Source organism: Shewanella halotolerans (genome assembly GCF_019457535.1).
GTDB lineage: Bacteria > Pseudomonadota > Gammaproteobacteria > Enterobacterales > Shewanellaceae > Shewanella > Shewanella halotolerans.
The window spans coordinates 287,297-304,983 of record NZ_CP080417.1 but is presented as its reverse complement, the minus strand read 5'-3'; the positions used below and the strand labels follow the sequence as shown (position 1 = coordinate 304,983).

General features: G+C 52.9%; 17 protein-coding genes. 13 read left to right on the top strand and 4 right to left on the bottom strand.

What is annotated here, in order from left to right; genetic code table 11:
* The first annotated feature begins 8 nt into the window (after positions 1-8).
* From ilvY to K0H81_RS01480, 3 genes are all read left to right on the top strand, one after another.
* Positions 9-893 carry an HTH-type transcriptional activator IlvY gene (gene ilvY / locus K0H81_RS01490; protein WP_011864093.1) on the top strand — a complete coding sequence of 295 codons (885 nt, stop codon included), beginning with the start codon at positions 9-11 and terminating at the stop codon, positions 891-893.
* 67 nt (positions 894-960) lie between these two features.
* Positions 961-1,770, top strand: coding sequence for a substrate-binding periplasmic protein (locus K0H81_RS01485; RefSeq protein ID WP_220059647.1), 810 nt, complete (start codon positions 961-963; stop codon positions 1,768-1,770).
* A 197-nt stretch (positions 1,771-1,967) separates the two neighbouring features.
* On the top strand, positions 1,968-2,849 hold the full coding sequence (locus tag K0H81_RS01480) for a GGDEF domain-containing protein (RefSeq protein ID WP_220059646.1): 882 nt from the start codon (positions 1,968-1,970) through the stop codon (positions 2,847-2,849).
* Between the two features lie 27 nt (positions 2,850-2,876).
* On the opposite strand, the gene paeA is transcribed toward K0H81_RS01480, so the two are convergent.
* Positions 2,877-4,199 carry a polyamine export protein PaeA gene (gene paeA, locus K0H81_RS01475; RefSeq protein WP_220059645.1) on the bottom strand — a complete coding sequence of 441 codons (1,323 nt, stop codon included), beginning with the start codon at positions 4,197-4,199 and terminating at the stop codon, positions 2,877-2,879.
* A gap of 329 nt (positions 4,200-4,528) precedes the next feature.
* Here paeA and K0H81_RS01470 point away from each other — a divergent pair, with 329 nt between their 5' ends.
* The 5 genes from K0H81_RS01470 to K0H81_RS01450 all read left to right on the top strand — a co-directional run bounded on the left by K0H81_RS01470 (position 4,529) and on the right by K0H81_RS01450 (position 9,552).
* On the top strand, positions 4,529-6,049 hold the full coding sequence (locus tag K0H81_RS01470; protein WP_220059644.1) for a YifB family Mg chelatase-like AAA ATPase: 1,521 nt from the start codon (positions 4,529-4,531) through the stop codon (positions 6,047-6,049).
* Between the two features lie 115 nt (positions 6,050-6,164).
* The gene (gene yihG / locus K0H81_RS01465) at positions 6,165-7,049 is read left to right on the top strand and encodes a 1-acylglycerol-3-phosphate O-acyltransferase, YihG family (protein WP_144203859.1); all 885 of its coding nucleotides are present in this window, start codon (positions 6,165-6,167) and stop codon (positions 7,047-7,049) included.
* 24 nt (positions 7,050-7,073) lie between these two features.
* Entirely contained in the window at positions 7,074-8,021 is a 948-nt protein-coding gene (gene yihG / locus K0H81_RS01460; protein WP_220059643.1) for a 1-acylglycerol-3-phosphate O-acyltransferase, YihG family, read from the top strand.
* 205 nt (positions 8,022-8,226) lie between these two features.
* A complete protein-coding gene (locus K0H81_RS01455; RefSeq protein ID WP_258406354.1) occupies positions 8,227-8,916 on the top strand; it encodes a GntR family transcriptional regulator in 690 nt (229 codons plus the stop codon).
* A 282-nt stretch (positions 8,917-9,198) separates the two neighbouring features.
* Complete coding sequence (locus tag K0H81_RS01450; RefSeq protein WP_220059641.1) at positions 9,199-9,552, top strand: hypothetical protein; 354 nt, start codon at positions 9,199-9,201, stop codon at positions 9,550-9,552.
* 43 nt (positions 9,553-9,595) lie between these two features.
* Here K0H81_RS01450 and K0H81_RS01445 read toward each other — a convergent pair whose 3' ends face one another.
* Both K0H81_RS01445 and K0H81_RS01440 read right to left on the bottom strand, forming a co-directional pair.
* Positions 9,596-10,687 carry a branched-chain amino acid aminotransferase gene (locus K0H81_RS01445; protein WP_220059640.1) on the bottom strand — a complete coding sequence of 364 codons (1,092 nt, stop codon included), beginning with the start codon at positions 10,685-10,687 and terminating at the stop codon, positions 9,596-9,598.
* Positions 10,688-10,834: 147 nt separating this feature from the next.
* Complete coding sequence (locus tag K0H81_RS01440; RefSeq protein ID WP_144203864.1) at positions 10,835-11,608, bottom strand: TetR/AcrR family transcriptional regulator; 774 nt, start codon at positions 11,606-11,608, stop codon at positions 10,835-10,837.
* A gap of 188 nt (positions 11,609-11,796) precedes the next feature.
* On the opposite strand from K0H81_RS01440, the gene K0H81_RS01435 reads away from it, so the two are divergent.
* The 4 genes from K0H81_RS01435 to K0H81_RS01420 are packed head-to-tail and all read left to right on the top strand — an operon-like array spanning position 11,797 to position 14,946.
* Positions 11,797-13,299, top strand: coding sequence for a flavocytochrome c (locus K0H81_RS01435; RefSeq protein ID WP_220059639.1), 1,503 nt, complete (start codon positions 11,797-11,799; stop codon positions 13,297-13,299).
* A gap of 9 nt (positions 13,300-13,308) precedes the next feature.
* Entirely contained in the window at positions 13,309-13,662 is a 354-nt protein-coding gene (locus K0H81_RS01430) for a cytochrome c3 family protein (protein ID WP_144203866.1), read from the top strand.
* 29 nt (positions 13,663-13,691) lie between these two features.
* Positions 13,692-14,432, top strand: a complete 741-nt coding sequence (locus K0H81_RS01425) for a cupin domain-containing protein (RefSeq protein ID WP_258406353.1) — start codon at positions 13,692-13,694, stop codon at positions 14,430-14,432.
* A 58-nt stretch (positions 14,433-14,490) separates the two neighbouring features.
* On the top strand, positions 14,491-14,946 hold the full coding sequence (locus K0H81_RS01420) for a DUF3299 domain-containing protein (protein WP_220059638.1): 456 nt from the start codon (positions 14,491-14,493) through the stop codon (positions 14,944-14,946).
* 105 nt (positions 14,947-15,051) lie between these two features.
* Here K0H81_RS01420 and K0H81_RS01415 read toward each other — a convergent pair whose 3' ends face one another.
* Complete coding sequence (locus K0H81_RS01415) at positions 15,052-15,837, bottom strand: TetR/AcrR family transcriptional regulator (RefSeq protein WP_220059637.1); 786 nt, start codon at positions 15,835-15,837, stop codon at positions 15,052-15,054.
* Between the two features lie 331 nt (positions 15,838-16,168).
* On the opposite strand from K0H81_RS01415, the gene K0H81_RS01410 reads away from it, so the two are divergent.
* Entirely contained in the window at positions 16,169-17,686 is a 1,518-nt protein-coding gene (locus K0H81_RS01410; protein ID WP_220059636.1) for a flavocytochrome c, read from the top strand.
* Position 17,687 lies beyond the last annotated feature (1 nt).

The window sequence follows — 17,687 nt, the reverse complement described above, 5'->3', positions numbered from 1 at the left end:
GCGCCACCATGGATATTCGTACCATCAAACTCTATCTGCACCTGAGCAACAGCCTGCATTTTGCCCGCACTGCCCAGCAGATGCATGTCAGCCCCTCCACCCTGAGCCGCGCCATGCAGCGCCTGGAGGAAGAGGTAGGAGCCAAGCTGTTCGAGCGCGACAATCGCAGCGTGACCCTCACCAATGCCGGCGTCGAGTATCGTCACTTTGCCGAGCAGACTCTGGATAACTGGAGCAAGCTGAAACACAGGCTGGATCCCAAACAGGATCTGCTGCGCGGCCGCCTCAACATCTACTGTTCGGTCACCGCCGCCTATAGCCACCTACCGGCGCTGCTGGATCGCTTTCGCAACGAGCATCCCCTGGTGGAGATCGCCCTCACCACGGGGGACGCCGCCAATGCGGTAGAGATGGTGCGACAAAACCGCGCCGACATCAGCATCGCCGCTAAGCCCGAGTCCCTGCCCGAGTCCTTGCACTTCATCAAGATAGACAATGTGCCCTTGGTGATTATCGCCCCCACCTTCAAATGCGCGGTGCAGGAGCTACTGACCGAACCCTATATTCCCTGGGACCGCCTGCCCTTCATCCTGCCGGAACATGGCCCTGGGCGACTGAGAATCGAGAACTGGTTCAAGCAGCTGGGGCTCAGTGCCAATGTCTATGCCCAGGTCTCGGGGCAGGAGGCAATCGCCTCCATGGTGGCACTGGGCTGTGGGGTAAGCATCACCCCAGAGGTGGTGATTCAAAACAGCCCGGTAAAAGACAGGATCCAGCAGCTTAGCTCGCCGGTCGCCATCCCGCCCTTCGAACTTGGCTGTTGCAGCAAGAAAAGCCGTGAAGATGAGCCGGTGATCGCCGCCTTCGTCAAAGAACTCAATGCGGTCAACTAGCAAAAAACTTGCTTAGGGCAGGCCTCTGCTATACTGATTTCATCGAAGAATTTTCAAGAGGTTAGCTATGGTGTCATGGGGACGCTTGGTCACTCGCTTATGCTGTGGCTTCGCCTTGTTATTCTCGGCCCTTCCCGCCCTGGCCACGGCCTCTGTCACCATATGTGTCGAAAACACCGAGTTCCCCCCCTTCAACTATTTCGACCGTAACCAGAACGTCGAGCCCCGCAGCATAGGTTACGACATCGACATCCTCAACCTTGCCTTCGGCAAGAGCGTGCTGAGCCATAAGGTGATCGCCCTGCCCTGGAATCGTTGCCTCAAGGAGGTCAAACAGGGCACGGTCGATGCTGCCATGAGCGCGTCGCTTAACAGCGAGCGTCGCCGTGACTATCTAATCTCCGCCCCCTACTATTATCTGACCCCCAGCTACTACTACCTCAAGTCAGACTTTCCCAAGGGGGTAGAGGTGCAGCGCCTTGAGCAGCTCAACGACTATGGCAGCGTGTGTGGCATCAAAAACTTCAACTATGAGAACTTCGGCCTCAAGCCCGACTTTCACCTGTTTCAGATCCGCAACCTAGCTCAACTACCCGAGATGCTCACCAAGAAGCGCTGCCAGTTCTTCCTCGCCCGCAAGGAGACACTCAGCGGCACCTTGGCCATCAACAAGATGGAAGACTTCTACACCCGGCTTGCAGGTATCACGGCGCCCAACGCCAAGCCCGAACCCTTCTATATGCTGATCTCGAAGAACTCGCCCCACAAAGAGACCATCAAGCAGCTATTCGATGCCAAGATCGACAGCCTCAACAAACAGGGCAAATTACGCCCCCTGCTCGAGCATCACCTGCAGCTACTTAGTCAAACCTATTGAGTCAAACCTATTGAGTCACGCCTACTGACCCTAACCTATTGCCCTAAATTTATTGCGTGGGCGATGAGATAAACCGGGCGGCCAGCTACCTTGCAGCCAACTTAGCCTATACTTAATACCGACATCTCAGCCACAAGACTTTCAAGCAGTTGGCGAACCCGACGTGACCTTTACCCTAACCCTAAGACGGTACGTCCATGCCAAGGAATGACACACTCAACGCCAATGCACTGAAAGGGGGAGACATGACCGCCTTTGCCATTTTTATTGTATTGATCGGTTTGATGGGACTGCTCGCATCGCTCATTCCTACCTATCAGATCTGTCTGCTGAAACCACCACAGACACAAGGTTGGCACCTGCTGCTATTTATGATTGGCATGTTTATTTTCGGCTACCTGGGATTTCTGTGGATGCTGCTTAACCGGGAAACTGGCACGCTGGAAACCGTGGTCTCACTGGTATTTTCCGCCGGTGGTGCCTTCGTCTGGTTGGTGGTCAAGATGAGCAAGAAGACCATAGTCAAGCTGCAAGACACACTGGAAGATAAACACTACCAGGCCTATCACGATTCGCTGACCGATCTGCCCAATCGCCACATGCTGTATGAAACCATGGAACGGCTGATCAAGGAAAACGGCTCCCCCTTCGGCTTCATCATGATGGATCTCAACGACTTCAAGATGATCAACGACAACCTGGGCCACGACGCCGGTGACAAGGTGCTGGAGATCATTGCCTACCGTATCGAGCGCATCATGCCGCCCCAGGCACTTCCGGTGCGATTGGGGGGCGATGAGTTTGCCGTGCTAATGCCCAAGAGCGAGCTCGGCCAGGCCCAGCGTCTGGCTAAGCAGATCCAAAAGGCGGTGATCGAAGATATCCACTGCGAGGGCCATCTGCTCGCCGTTGGCATCAGCATAGGCATTGCCCTATACCCCCAAGATGGCGACGACAGAAAGACCCTGATGAAGCATGCCGACATCGCCATGTATCGCAGCAAACAGAATAACAGCGACTATGAGACCTTCTCACAGGTGACCGATATGCCTGCACCTCTGGGGCAGTTCAGCCCCTGAGACTGTCTAACCCTGTCACACGGTTCATTACTGCTCGACTGCCGCCACTAAGGGCGGAACCTCGGCGGGAATGCGCGTCACCAACAGCTGGTCCACCTTATAGGCATCGATATCCACCACCTCAAACTTGTAGCCACCGAAATTCACGAAATCGGTGCGCTTGGGGATCTTACGCAGCATAAACATCATGAAACCGGCGATGGTCTCGTAGTTCTGACTCTGTGGGAAGGCCTCGATACCGAAGGCGCGCATCACGTCAGTTATCGGCGTCACGCCATCCACCAGCCAGGAGTCCTTATCCCGGGCGATGATCTGCTCCTCACTCTCATGGAGTGACCAGGCGCCCATCACGGCGCTCTGTAGATCGTTGGTGGTCACTATGCCGACCACCAGGGCATATTCGTTCATCACCACGGCAAAATCGGCCCTGTGATTCTTAAAATATTCCATCGATTCCGACAGGCTCAGGCTATCCGGGATGATCAGACAGTTGTGTACTAAGGTGCTGTCCTTGAGGGTGATACTCTGGCCATTGATCACCCGAATCAACAACTCCTTGGCGTCGACGACCCCCTTGATGGTGTCCAGCTGGCCGTCGCACACCAGAAACTTGGTATGGGGATCTTCGGCGATCTTGCGTTTGATCACCTCCTCATCGTCCTGCAGCAGAAAGTAGACCAGGCTCTCCCGCGCCGTCATGGCCGCGGTGACAGGTACCGTCTGCATCTCGAACACGTTCTCGATCATCTGCTGCTCATCCTTATCCAGCACGCCCGCCTCGGCGCCTGCGTCCATCACGGCATAGATGTCGTCAGAGGTCACTTGGTCGTTACGGGCCGTGGGGATCTGCAATAGACGAAAGATGGCATTGGCTAGACCGTTGAATACCCATACTAGGGGCGTCAACAGGCGGATACAGAAGGTCATGGGGCCGACAAGCACCAGCGCCACCCGCTCAGGCATCGCCATGGCGACCCGCTTGGGCATCAGGTCGGCGATCAGGATAAACAGGCTGGTCACTATGATAAATGACAACACAAAGCTGAGCTGACTAAGCCAGGGATCGGCCACCCAAGAGTGTAATCCAGCCTTGATATAAGGGGTAAAGGCGGACTCACCCACGATACCACCCATGATCGCCACCGCATTCAACCCTATCTGCACCACGGTAAAGAAACTGCCGGGATGAGCCTGCAGCTGTAACACCCTTTCCGCACGGGGATCCCCCTCGTCGGCCAGCTGACGCAGGCGGATCTTACGCGCCGCCGCCAGGGCGATCTCCGACATGGAGAAGAAACAACTGGTGCCGATCAACAACAAAATAATCAACATGTTATCTAGTAGACTCATTTTAAACCTAACCTAAAGCTCAGACAGGCCAGCATCGGCCAAGCGCTCCCCAGGGATGAGGACTAAGAGACATTAACCCTAAATGATGTATGCAGTGTGAAGACGCCAACCATTATAGTGACTTACACCTTCATAAGACGTGATTGAGATTCCACCTCAAGATGCCGAATTGGCGGGAACAGTGCCGCAATAAGAGACGGTTGAGAATATGGAGCACCTTTTATCAGAAATTGGCCAATTGGCAACTAAATTTTGTACAAAACGCCTAAAAAACGTATCCCTGCTACACTTTCTTTCAGGTTTAACAACAAAAACAAAAGGATTTGTTTATGGCCATCGCCTGCGTCACCACGCGCGCCAGCCTGGGCGTGGCAGCTCCCGAAGTCACGGTCGAAGTGCATCTCAGCAATGGCTTGCCCGCCTTCAGCTTGGTGGGACTCCCGGAGACCTCGGTCAAGGAAGCCAAGGAGCGGGTACGCAGCGCCCTGATCAACGCCGGATTTGAATTTCCGCAACGCAGAATAACCGTCAATCTTGCCCCAGCGGATCTACCCAAGCAGGGGGGCCGCTACGATCTCCCCATCGCCATCGGCATACTGGCTGCCTCCAAGCAGGTGCCCGATACCCACTTAGCGGATCATGAGTTCATCGGCGAGCTAGCCCTCTCCGGGCAAATAAGGCCCTGCAACGGCATCTTGCCGGTGATCATAGATGCCCGCAAGCAGGACAAGACCTTAGTCCTCCCCCTGGAGAATCGAGACGACGCCGAACTGGTCGGTTATCGAAAGTGCTTCTTCGCCGCCCACCTGCAAGGCTTAGCCCAGTACCTGCACGGTCAGACTTCACTGCCAGGCCTGTCCCAAGATCTGCAGTGGCTGGACTCCCAACCAGACACAGACCACAAGTGCCTCAGCGATGTGATAGGCCAATATCAAGCCAAGCGCGCCCTGGAGATCGCCGCCGCAGGCAATCATAACCTATTATTTCTCGGTCCTCCGGGGACGGGTAAGACAATGCTGGCCAGCCGCATGATGCAGCTGCTGCCGCCACTGGACTATGACGAGGCGTTGGAGGTCGCCGCCATTCACTCGGTGGCGGGGCTCAGCATTCCCATGCAGGCTTTTTATCAACGCCCCTTTCGCTGCCCTCACCACACCAGCTCGGCCATCTCACTGGTGGGCGGTGGCAGCCACCCCAAGCCAGGCGAGATCTCCCTGGCCCATCGCGGCGTGCTCTTCCTCGACGAGGTCGCCGAGTTTCCCCGCAAGGTGCTCGATTGCCTGCGAGAGCCGATGGAGACAGGCGAGGTGGTGATCTCCCGCGCCGCCGCCAAGCTCACCTTTGCCAGCCGCTTTCAGTTGATCGCCGCCATGAACCCCAGCCCCTGCGGCGACAGCGCCAACGCCAGAGCCACCCCGGATCAGATCCAGCGCTATCTCGCCAGACTCTCGGGGCCCTTCATCGATCGCTTCGATCTCACCATAGAGGTCCCCCGGCTGCCCCAAGGCACACTCACCAGCAGTCAGCGTGGTGAAACCAGCCGAGATGTTGCTCAGCGAGTGCATCAGGCCAGGGAGCGCCAGCTGAGCCGCGCCGGAGTACTCAACGCCGAGCTGAGCGGCAAACTGCTCACGCAAACCGCAGGCTTCAGCCAGAAAGATCTCGAGTTTCTCGAGCAGAGTGTCAACCAGCTCGGGCTCTCGGTGCGCAGCTATCACAGGCTGCAGAGGGTTGCCCGCACCATAGCCGATCTTGAGCAGAGCAAAGATGTTGCACGCCACCACATCGCCCAAGCACTTGGCTATCGCGCCATGGATCGTCTGCTCAATAGCCTGAAAACGCCTTACTGAGACCAGTTATATCATTACCTAAAACAGGGTTATCTTGGCAAGATGAACAGGATAAGATTGAGCTAATGGGCTCAGGCGAGTAACATAGGTCTCCGAATTTTTTATGGGGGCTTTAATGGGCGCGGTGTTATCACTAATAAGAGGCAGCTTGGCATTTAGCTGTTATGTCATCAACACCCTTTTTTGGGTAATACCTATCTTATTGGTAAGTATAATAAAACTTATCCCTATCACGCCGCTACGTACCCTGTGTAGCTACCTGTTGGATCACTGCGCGACCGCCTGGATCAGCGTCAACACCTTAATCGAACGTCTGTTCCACCGAGTGGATGTTCAGATTGAAGGCGACAGCAATCTCTCCCCCAAGGAGTGGTACATGGTGATCGCCAACCACCAATCTTGGGTAGATATCTTGGTCCTGCAACGTATCTTCAACCATAAGATCCCTTTCCTGAAATTCTTCCTGAAGCAGGAGCTGCTCTACGTGCCAGTGCTGGGCCTCGCCTGGTGGGCGCTAGACTTCCCATTCATGCGCCGATACTCAAGCGCGCAACTGCGCAAGAATCCAAAGCTCAGGGGCAAAGATATCGAGATCACCCGTAAGGCCTGCGCCAAGTTTAAGACTAAGCCGGTCAGTGTGATGAACTTTGTCGAGGGCACCCGCTTTAGACCCGAGAAACATCAAAAGCAAAACTCAGAATTTAACCACCTGCTCAAGCCTAAGGCGGGTGGTATGGCTTTCGCCCTGTCGGCAATGGGTGAGCAGATCCATAAACTAGTCGATGTCACCATCTATTATCCAGGCAACACACCCAGCTACTGGGACTATATCTGCGGCCGGGTCAAACAGGTCAGGGTCCACATCAAGGTCAGCGAAATCGCTCCCGAGATGCGTGGCGACTACCTCAATGATCGCGCCTACAAGATCAGTTTTCAGGAACAACTCAATCGTATCTGGCAAGAAAAGGACGCCATGTTAACGAAAATGGCGCAGCAATAACCGCAGATAAGGTGCTTTAGAAAGATGCTAAATTTTTTACCCGGACCCCTCCTGTTTGCGCTTAGCCTGACCTTGTTGATCATCAACACTGTGTTATGGAGTACTTTGATCTGCGTTGGCGGCATAATTAAACTCCTGCTACCGATCACACTGCTGCGCACCGGGATCACTCACTTGATGAATCGCTGCATGTGGAGCTGGGCCAGCCTCAATGGCGGCATTCTGTTTTTGATCGCCAAGATAGAGTGGGATATCGAAGGGCTTGAAGGACTGAAGAAAGATGGCTGGTACCTGCTGATCAGCAATCATCTCAGCGGGTTCGACATCGCCGCCCTCACCTATGTGCTGCGTAACAACATCCCTATGCTCAAGTTCTTCCTGAAGAAAGAGCTGCTCTATGTGCCTTTCCTTGGCCTCGGTTGCTGGGCATTGGACATGCCTTTCATGAATCGCACCAGCGCCAAGCAGCTGCGTAAAAACCCTAAACTCAAGGGCAAAGACTTAGAGACCACCCGCCGCTCCTGTGAAAAGTTTAGGACCATTCCTACCTCTATCATCAACTATGTGGAAGGTAGTCGCTTCACCCCGGAGAAGAAGGCTCGTCAGCGCTCTCCATACCGCTATCTGCTGCGCCCAAAGGCGGGCGGCATCGCTTTTACCATCTCGGCCATGGGCGAGCAGTTTACCAGCCTGCTTAACGTCACCCTGGTCTATCCCGACTCGGCCGACAACACGCTATCCGAGGTGATGCACGGCAAGGTGAAACGTATCGTGGTGCGCATCGAATCTATGCCGGTGCCCGAGGTGGACGATCAGCAATATTTCAACGACGCCGAGTGTCGTGCCCAGTTCCAGCGTTGGCTCAACGGCGTCTGGCAACAGAAAGATGAGCAAATTCACCAGATCTTGACCCGCTACAACTCAGATCAGCTGGTTAGCGAAGAGACCCGCTCCCTGGCTGAGAGTCGCTAACCTTAGCTCCATTCGCCGCCCTCCCTGGCGGCGAATGCCTCGAGTTGTCAACAAAATCATCTTAGCAAAGATGCCAAACATCAGTAACCCACAGAAATAATAGTTAAAAACTTGCGTTAGACTTAAGTTCTACCCTTAGATTGTTGACAATTTACACTTCCCGCACTAATTTCATAACTTCTCCAATCCCTTAATGAGCAAGTCCATGGCGTTAGATGCAATAACCACATTAGACACAGAGACGCCCGCACTCACCCTGGCCGATAAAGCCTTACAGGCGATCCAGACCAGTATCATCAAGGGAGAACTCGCCCCCGGCAATAAGATCAACGAGCAGATGCTTGCCCAACGCTACGGCATCAGCCGCGGCCCCACCCGGGAAGCCCTGCTGACCCTGGAGCGTCGTCGTCTCATCGTCAGAATCCCCCATGTCGGTGCCCGCGTCGCTCAACTTTCGATAGATGAACTCAACGACCTCTATCGTCTGCGCAGCGTGTTGGAAGGCATGGCCTGCGAGCTGGCCGCGAAACATATTACGCCAACGGCACTGATGCAACTGCAACGCCTGATGGATAGTCAGGAAGCGGCACTGGCCAAGGGCGACACCTATTTTCAACAAGATGGTGATGTGGATTTCCACTACCGCATCATACGCGCCAGCGGCAGTCGCCACCTGCAGGAAACGCTAATCGGCAACCTCTACCACCTGCTGCGCATGTATCGTTATCAATGCACCAGCGAGAGCCGGCCGACCAGGGCGATCGCCGAACACAGACGCATTGTCGAAGCCATTGCCGCTGGCGACGGCGAATTGGCCAGCCTCTTGATGCGACGTCATATTGAACAGGGTCGAATCAATACAGAGAAACGACTTAAGGCGCTACAGGCAGAGTAGCGCGAACCGGGTTCATGCCAGCGAACACTCGTTGGCATCGACTTGAAAAGGCCTTGCCCCTCCCTTCCGGCAAGGCCTTTTCTCTTTAAAATCAGATGTCACTCAATCTTCACGCCAAATTATTGTAAATGTCATAAATTTGACTACAAATTTTAACTAAATGTTAATATACTTGTCTGCCTGAATGACCAAACTAAATGCATAGATATGCATTGGCAGAGAGTAGTCGCTGTGAATCCAGTCCATTTTATCGCTAGACACAAACCGTCATCGCTTTTCCGCTTGTTTGCGCTAATCACCTTACCCCTATTTGTCTCTGCCTGTCAGAGCAATCTCCCCGCCCAGGCAGAGAGAGACTATCTAGAGGTCACTCCGGCGCAGCTAAGTAAGTATTGGGTTATCCAAGACAACACCCTGAATTGGCAGGGATTAATCGAACAAAAACAGAAACTCAATATCAGCTTTGGCATCAACCCATCGGGGCAGTTAGTGGATCTCGAACTCGACGATCTATCTATCTCGCCCGAGCAAAGAGAGGCCCTGCTAGCCAGATTTAGCGAGCAGAGATTTAACGCCACGGTCGACAATAAGACGGCCCAGCCGGTACGGGTCTCCGCCACCGTGATGTTCAATTAAAAAAGGCGCCTGATAGGCGCCTTTTTCATATCAGATTCAAGGGTTAGGGCGCGACGCGCTCAACCTTTTGCATCCAGCCTTCAGGGCCCTGACGCTTACCCTTCTGGATATCCGTCAGCACCTGATAGATGCGGCGGGTATGCTCGCCCACCTGGCCATCACCGACCGTCAATACTCTATGGTCTTCGAAGATATAAGAGCCCACTGGCGACACCACGGCGGCGGTACCGAAGCCACCGGCCTCGACGATCTCGCCAGACTCGATATCGGCAACAAACTTGTCCAGCATGACCGTCTCTTGGCGCACCTCACAGCCAAGCGCTTCTCCCAGCTCCATGATGGATTGCGAGGTAATAGACTTCAAAATGGTATCGGTAAATTTAGGTATGATGATGGTGCCATCTTTAAGCACGTGGAAGTGGTTCATGGCACCCACCTCTTCGATCTGCTTGTTGTTGGCGTCGAGATACAATACCTGGGCCGCACCGTATTCCGCTGCGGCCTTACCCGCTCTGAGCGAGGCAGCATAGTTACCCGCCGCCTTAGAAGCACCCGTGCCACCAGATACCGCGCGGTGGAATCGCTCGGTGATCAGCAGACGAATCGCCTTATCGAAGCCATCGGCATAATAGGCGCCACTCGGGCTCAACATGACACAGAAGGTATATTGCTGGCTCGGACTCACCGAGAGTCTGTCTTCGGTGGCAAACACGAAGGGACGAATATAGAGACAGGCCCCATCCTGCATCGGAAACCAGAGCCTGTCGACATCGATCAGGGCATTGATACCCGCCAACTGCATCGCCTCGGGAACAGGAGGAATACAGACCACCTCACCACTCAGGTTGAGACGCTCGGCATTCTTGTTTAAACGGAAGGTATAGATCTCACCATCGTCATGCATGAAGGCCTTAGCCCCCTCGAAGATGGACTGACCATAGTGCAGTGCCATGGCACCGGGCGCCATCTCGAATGGTCCGTAAGGGACTACCCTAGGATCCCGCCACTCCCCATCGCGGTAATCCATCAAAAACATATGGTCAGTTCTAAGATTGCCAAAACCAACATTGGTCTCGGGCTTAAACTGCTGTGTTCGGCGTTCAGACGCAGGTTTTAAATTGTAATTTATTTGCATTGCATACCACCTTAAATACTGATCTAGCAGACTATGGACGCCCTGCTTTAAAGTCAAGCCATAAGCGGTCTGGCACGAAATTCTTCATCCCATCCAGAGTACAGATTTTTAGACAGCCAAGGTGTTACGCCCCAGGAGTTTCTTCCTTTACTCTTGGTATGCTAACTCGCCACAGTGATGACACTTACCAACTGCAAGACAGGTCTGACAGGAACGAACCTTTCCCTGCCCCTTATCGAGAAAAAGGCTAATGCGCCGAGTCATCTCCTGCATCATCTCTTTAGTAATGGGCCGCTTCCAACGATATCGATTCATCAGATGGCTTATATGACGATACTGTGTCTCATTGTCCGGTGTCAGATAATACTCATCCATTAACCTGCTCTCGCAAGAAGATGTCGCCCCCGCTAAGAAAAAGTACAGGGACTGCACCAACTCTTTAACTTCCACCTCTGTCGCCTGCAGTTCTCCTGCGGCAACGGCGGCATCTATAGGTTGCCTGATACAGCTCCAAAACAGATTCACTCTATGCCTAAGAACATCTATTTTTTCTGAACTTGCGAGCTGCCAAAACATACTATTTATCGAAACCAACCTTAATATATTAAATATTGAGCTTCTTCGAACCATTTCAAAGGTAAATAACAAGGGAAGCACCGCGCGCTGATAAATATCAAAATCAGGATTTTCATCGATAAACACAGGTATTCTGGTTGATGTGGTATTTCTTAAGAAAAGACAAACTAATACATCTTCTTTTGATTCAAAATACTTATAAAGTGTATTCGTTGAGCAACCCGCCTGCTTAGCGATCTGCGCAAATCTGAACGAAACAACACCTTGATTATCAATTAACTTTTCAGCTTCATCTAGTAACTGATTACACCTTAACGCCTCAAAATCATCTCTGGGACAGCGCATATGATTCACCACACAATAATTAATCTACGGCCTATTTTATGACTCCTATATCTTTAACATAATAAAAAGAAACATTTTCTTAATCATCATCACATAAAACTTTCTTTTCCATATTAAAGTGTGATTTTGCGCATGATTGGAATACAGCCCAAAAATTACTGTTACCTCAAGTTAATCGGAGGTAATACATGCAAACAAGACGTTCGTTTTTAAAATTAGGTGCGGGAGCAGCTGCCGCTGGTGCACTCGTCCCCTTCGCTACTCATGCCAGCCCATCCGACATCAAGTGGGATGAGGAACATGAGATTATCATAGTGGGCTCAGGCTTTGCAGGTTTAGCCGCGGCGGTTGAAGCCGGCAAGCTTGGTGCTAAAGATGTCGTGGTATTCGAAAAACTGGGCGTATATGGCGGTAACAGCACCTTAAACGCCGGTCAAGCCTGCTTCGCCAATACAGACTTACAGAAAAAGCTCGGCATCGAAGATAGCGCCGAGCTGATGGTACAAGATCAACTCAAATCGGGACGAGGCTACGCCAGCGAAGTCTTGTTACGCCACAGCGCCGAGCTTGGCCCCTATATCTACCAGCTCACCAAGGATTGTGGTTGTATCTACCGCGACCACATCATCAATACGGGTGGAACCAGCGCCACCCGTAGTCATCAGGTCGTCGAACGCAGCGGTTCAGGCTTCATCCGGCCCATGCTCAAAACCGCTCGCAGCTATGGTGTAAAAACCAAGATACGTCATAAATTTGAAGGTCTTATCACGGCTAAAGATGGTTCGGTACTCGGTATTAAGGTGCGTAGAGGCTACCACTTCGGCCATGAAGACTCAGGCGAACTGATCAATGTTCGCGCCCTGCGAGGCGTGTTGATCGCAACGGGAGGCTTTGGTGCGAATGTCAGCTTCCGTCAGGCGCTTGACCCCAATCTTGGCCCTGAAGTTGGCTGTACCAATGCTCGCGGCGCCACCGGCGATGGCCTGATTGCCATGCTGGCCGAAGGAGCCATGCCTGTCCACTTGAGCTTCATTCAGTCTGGTCCCTGGGCCTCTCCCGACGAAGGCGGATTCGGCTATGGCGCCGGCTTCTCTCTCTACAACTTCCCTCACTCTATCGCAATTGACAGGTCTACCGGTCAGCGTTTCATGAACGAAACGGCCGATCGCAAGACCCGTGCGGATCTTGAGGTACAGCGCCGCGATAAAGATGGCAAACCAAATCCAGCGTTATTGATTGCGCCTAAACACGAAGCGCAAAAAGACCCTTCTCTGGAAAATGTACTGCGCTACAAGGTCGCGTGGGAGTTCGACAGCGTCGAGGCCATCGCCAAGCATTTCGAAGTGCCTCTAAAGCCACTGAAAAAGCAAATTGAAGACTGGAATACCTACGTCAAGGCCGGTGAGGACCCTCAATTTGGCAAACGTATGAACATGAGTACGGGTATCTACCTCACTCCTCCGTTCATCGTGCAGCGCTTATGGCCCAAGGTGCACTACTGTCAGGGCGGTATTCAAATCAACACCAAGGCCGAGGTGATCGCCGCTAAGACAGGTAAGAAGATCCCGGGTCTTTACGCCGCCGGTGAAGTATCGGGCGGAATTCACGGCGTTAGCCGCTTAGGGGGCTGTTCCACACCAGAATGCATGGCGTTCGGCGTAACCGCTGCGCGTTCAATGATGAAAGCATAAGGAATTAACATGAATAAGATCAACCTATTACTTTTGCTGGCATTGACTAGCTGTCTCACCCTTTCGGCACATGCGAGAGACAAGCGTGACTACCATGACATGGTCTACGACTCCGGCTGTAAGACCTGTCATGACCAAGGCGCCAAACGTTTTCCCTCGGATCAGGCCTGCCTACAGTGTCACGACATGAGTGAGTTGGCGGAGCAGACCAAACGCGAAGGCCATGACGCCAAACAGAATCCACATGACAGCATGCACTATGGCCAAGAGGCTCCCTGCATGGAGTGTCACGGAGAGCACACGCCTAAACAGGCAATCTGCATGGACTGTCATAACTTCGACTACCCCAAATTCAAACACTAATAAGCAATAAAACGCGAAAGGATATGATGATGAAAAAACTACTGATCAGCTCAGCAATATTGATGACCGGCTGCGCCGTTGCTGCCGATAAGCCAGCCGACAAGCCTTGGCACAATGAGAAACCGACCCTATCGACCATCAATGCGCCAACCAAGACTCTGCCTATGGTGTGCAAACAAGAGCAGGCGATGGCTTACCTTAAAGAGTTACAGAGTGGCGAGAAGGACATCTTCTCGGTCAAGTCGAACGATCATGGCGGTAAGGGTGCCAATGACTCAGGCTGGTTGACCTGGACGATTGCCGATCCCGACACGCTGATCCCCTGTCCGGAAGGCGGCGCCAGTGCCACCGAGGTTGGCATGTGCTGGAAAGAGCTCAACGACGAACCGACAGTTATCGGTCTGGTACGAGTCGCCCCTGGTACCGCCATTCCTCACTACCACAGAGAGATGGAGTGCTACTACAACCTTAGCGGTGAAGGTCTGACCTGGGCACAAGAGAGAATGCAGCCTTTCCAACCCGGGGACTATATCGAGATCCCGAGTAAAGCGATGCACTACACACCAAACACCTATGATGATCAGGATCTGATCTACATGTACTGGTTCCCGCTCGATGGTAAGTTCTCTACCTTTAAATATCAGTGGCCAAAAGATGTTGGCCCAGGTGAAACCTTGATGTTTGACTTCATCCCTTACACCAATTCACACGCCGTGCGCTCGGGTAAAGGCGGTTATGGTTGGGATGTCATTCAATCTTCTAAGAAGTAACGCTTAGTCGCCATTTGGCCAGAGTAAGGGGCCGTTAATACCGGCCCCTTAAATCATTATGAATAAATACATCTTAATCTTCGGCTTACTACTTAGCGGCAATATTTTTGCCGATGAACCGCAGGCGATTCTCTGGAATAGCTTGGCCCCCGGGCCGGCTAAGCTTCCGGCTGAAATCAACATAAACCAGGCACTCGATGGTAAACGTGTGGTCATTCCCGGCTTCGTCATCCCATTGGATGCACTCGACGGACAAACACGGGACTTTCTCTTGTCGCCGCGACAGGGCGCCTGTATCCACAGACCACCACCGGGCCCTAATCAGTTGATTCACGTTACGTTTGAGCGACCCGTAGCACTTCCAGAAATTGAGCAACCTGTCTACATCTCCGGCAGACTCTCGGTGCGGTCAGAAAAGAATGCCTTCGCACAAACGGGTTACTTCATTCAGGGCGATGAAGCCATTCCCTATCCGGTCAAAGTCGCCCCAGCGGAATCAATTCATTCCCACTAAGTTATTCGCTGTAGAGATTAACTTAGTCAGCTTTAGGGCCACACTATTGCTCATCAAATCACACCGACAAACTTAGGCCCAGCCCTCGACCCTATCGAGGGCTTTTTATTGATAAGCCTGTCTGACGCAGGCAGGGCGATCTTTCAGATTTACGCCAGATAGGGCACTGCAGGCCGCGCAGGTCATATGGTCGCGGTAATGTTGGTCAAAAAATGCCTTGGTTCTCGCCTCGAGACTATCGAACAGCTCAGGGGTTAATGCTTGGTTCCACTTGTACTGCCCCATCAACTTGGCCAGATGGCGGTAACAGGTTTCTCGCCGGTTAGACAGATACTCGGGCGCGATTAATTGACTCTCAAACTGAGTCAATGAACCGGTTAGATAGAAGGTTAGCCCCTGCACCAACTCTTTGATCTGTAGCGGTGTGGCCTGTAACTCTCCCTGCTCCACGGCTGCATGGAGCGAGTTGGTAAACCAGCCCCAGAAGGCGTTGATGCGTTTCTTAAAGCGCTCCACTTTCTCATCGCTGGCCAGCTGCCACACCATGGTGTTAACCGAGACCGAACGTAGGGTGAAGAAACTCTTGCTGCGGCTGATGGTTTCGAAGGTGAACAATACAGGCAGGAGCACTTTCTCCAACTCGCTCAGCTCCGGATGCTTATCGATAAAAATCGGCAGATGATTCGAGGTGGCGCTGCGTAAAAACAAACACACCAACACATCTTCTTTACGCTCGAAAAACTTATACAGGGTCCCGGTGGAACACCCCACCTCTTTGGCCAACTGAGAGAACTTGAACGAGACGATCCCCTGAGACTCGATGAGCCGCTCGGCGGCATCCAATATCTGATTGCAACGCATCATGGGCAAGGTTTCAGTGGGACATTTCATCGTTTATACCTTAATCATAGAGAAGCCGAGAGTATGTGCTGATTTTGATTTTGAATTACAGCGAACGCCGATTTAATCGGGACTGACCTCACGCAATGAGGTCTTTATTGCACCGCTTTGTGAATTACGTCAAACAAACATTCACCCAGGAATATTCACCCCGTATACACTTACGCCAACTTTTCGACCATATAGAAACATTTCAGAAAAATTATTCGGGACATGGTTCACGAATAAGTTTGCCACCCAGAAAACGCCGTGACTTAGTTCAACTTTAGCCCTCCACAGAACCTCTATCTTTGCCTGCATACAGAGACAGAGGACACTTTAGATGCACAACAGAAGAAATTTTTTAAAGCTTAGTGCGGGTGCTGCCATAGGTGGCATGGCCGCCGCGCTCCCCAGCACCAGCCTGGCCAAAGAGTGCCAAGCGATTAAATGGGACGAGTCTCATGATGTCATAATAGTCGGTTCAGGCTTCGCCGGACTCTCTGCCGCCCTCAACACCAAGCGTCAAGGTATTAAATCCGTATTGGTACTCGAGAAGATGCAGGTCATCGGCGGTAACTCGGCGATCAACGGCGGCTGGCTAGCCATTCCCAAGAATCCCATTCAACTGGCCCAGGGCATCGAAGATGACTCACCAGAAGAGCTGGTCAAAGATCAGATCATCTCGGGTCGCGGCATGCAAAATGAGGCGGCGCTGCGCCAGATCGCCAATAGAGCCTTAGATGCCTACGAGCTATGTATCGGCACGGGCGTAAAATTTCGCGACAGCTTTAACATTCAAGTCGGCGGCCATAACAAGGCCCGCGCCATACGCACTCAACACGGCACGGGTGGCGACATCACCACCAAGCTGTACGAGGCGGGTGTCAGAGAAGGGGTCGAATACCGTCTACAACATTACATCGAAGACTTCATCATGGACGGTCAAGAGATCGTCGGCGTCAAGGTGCGTAAGAACTACCACTTCCCCGACATCACCACAGGCAGCACGATTTACATCAAGGCTAACAAGGCGGTCATCCTGGCCAATGGTGGTTTCGCCCGTAACATGAAACTCAGGGAGGTGGTCGACCCTTCGCTGGACCCGACACTTGACTGCACCAATGCCCTTGGCGCCACCGGCGAGGTAACCCTCACCGCCATGGCACACGGCGCCCTGCCCGTGCACATGAACCTGATCCAGACGGGTCACTGGGGCTCCCCGGACGAGGGCGGATTTGGCTGGTCAAACGCCCTGCTCTCTATCGGCTGGCACCAGGGCGCGGCCATCAGCGTCCTCAATGGTAAGCGTTTCATGGACGAGCGTGCAGATCGCAAGACCTGCTCCGAAGCCATCATGAAGAACCGCTACCCAGACAACAGCCCAGCCTACCCAATAGTGTTGTTCAACTACGAGAAATACAAAGACGATGACCGTGTGGTGCGTGCGCTGCGCGACAAGATGGCCTGGAAACTAGACAGCCTCGATGAGATAGCCAGCAAGTTTAACATTCCAGCCGCCGAGCTAAAACGCACCATCAACGAATACAACGGCCACGTCAGCGCCCGTAAGGACCCGCTGTTCAACCGTAAGATGGACACGGCCGAAGTTCTCACCGGCCCCTTTGTGGTCTCTCGTATTTGGCCAAAAGTGCACTACTGCATGGGCGGTCTGAAGACCGATCTTGCCGCCAGGGTTATCGATGGCCGCTCCATGTCGCCCATCAAGAAGCTCTACGCCATAGGAGAGGTCACGGGTGGCATTCACGGCGAGGCCAGACTCAGCTCAACCTCTTGTCTCGAATGTTTGGCGATGGGAATCGTCGTCTCTGAAACCATCAAATCTGACGCGCAGGCTTAAT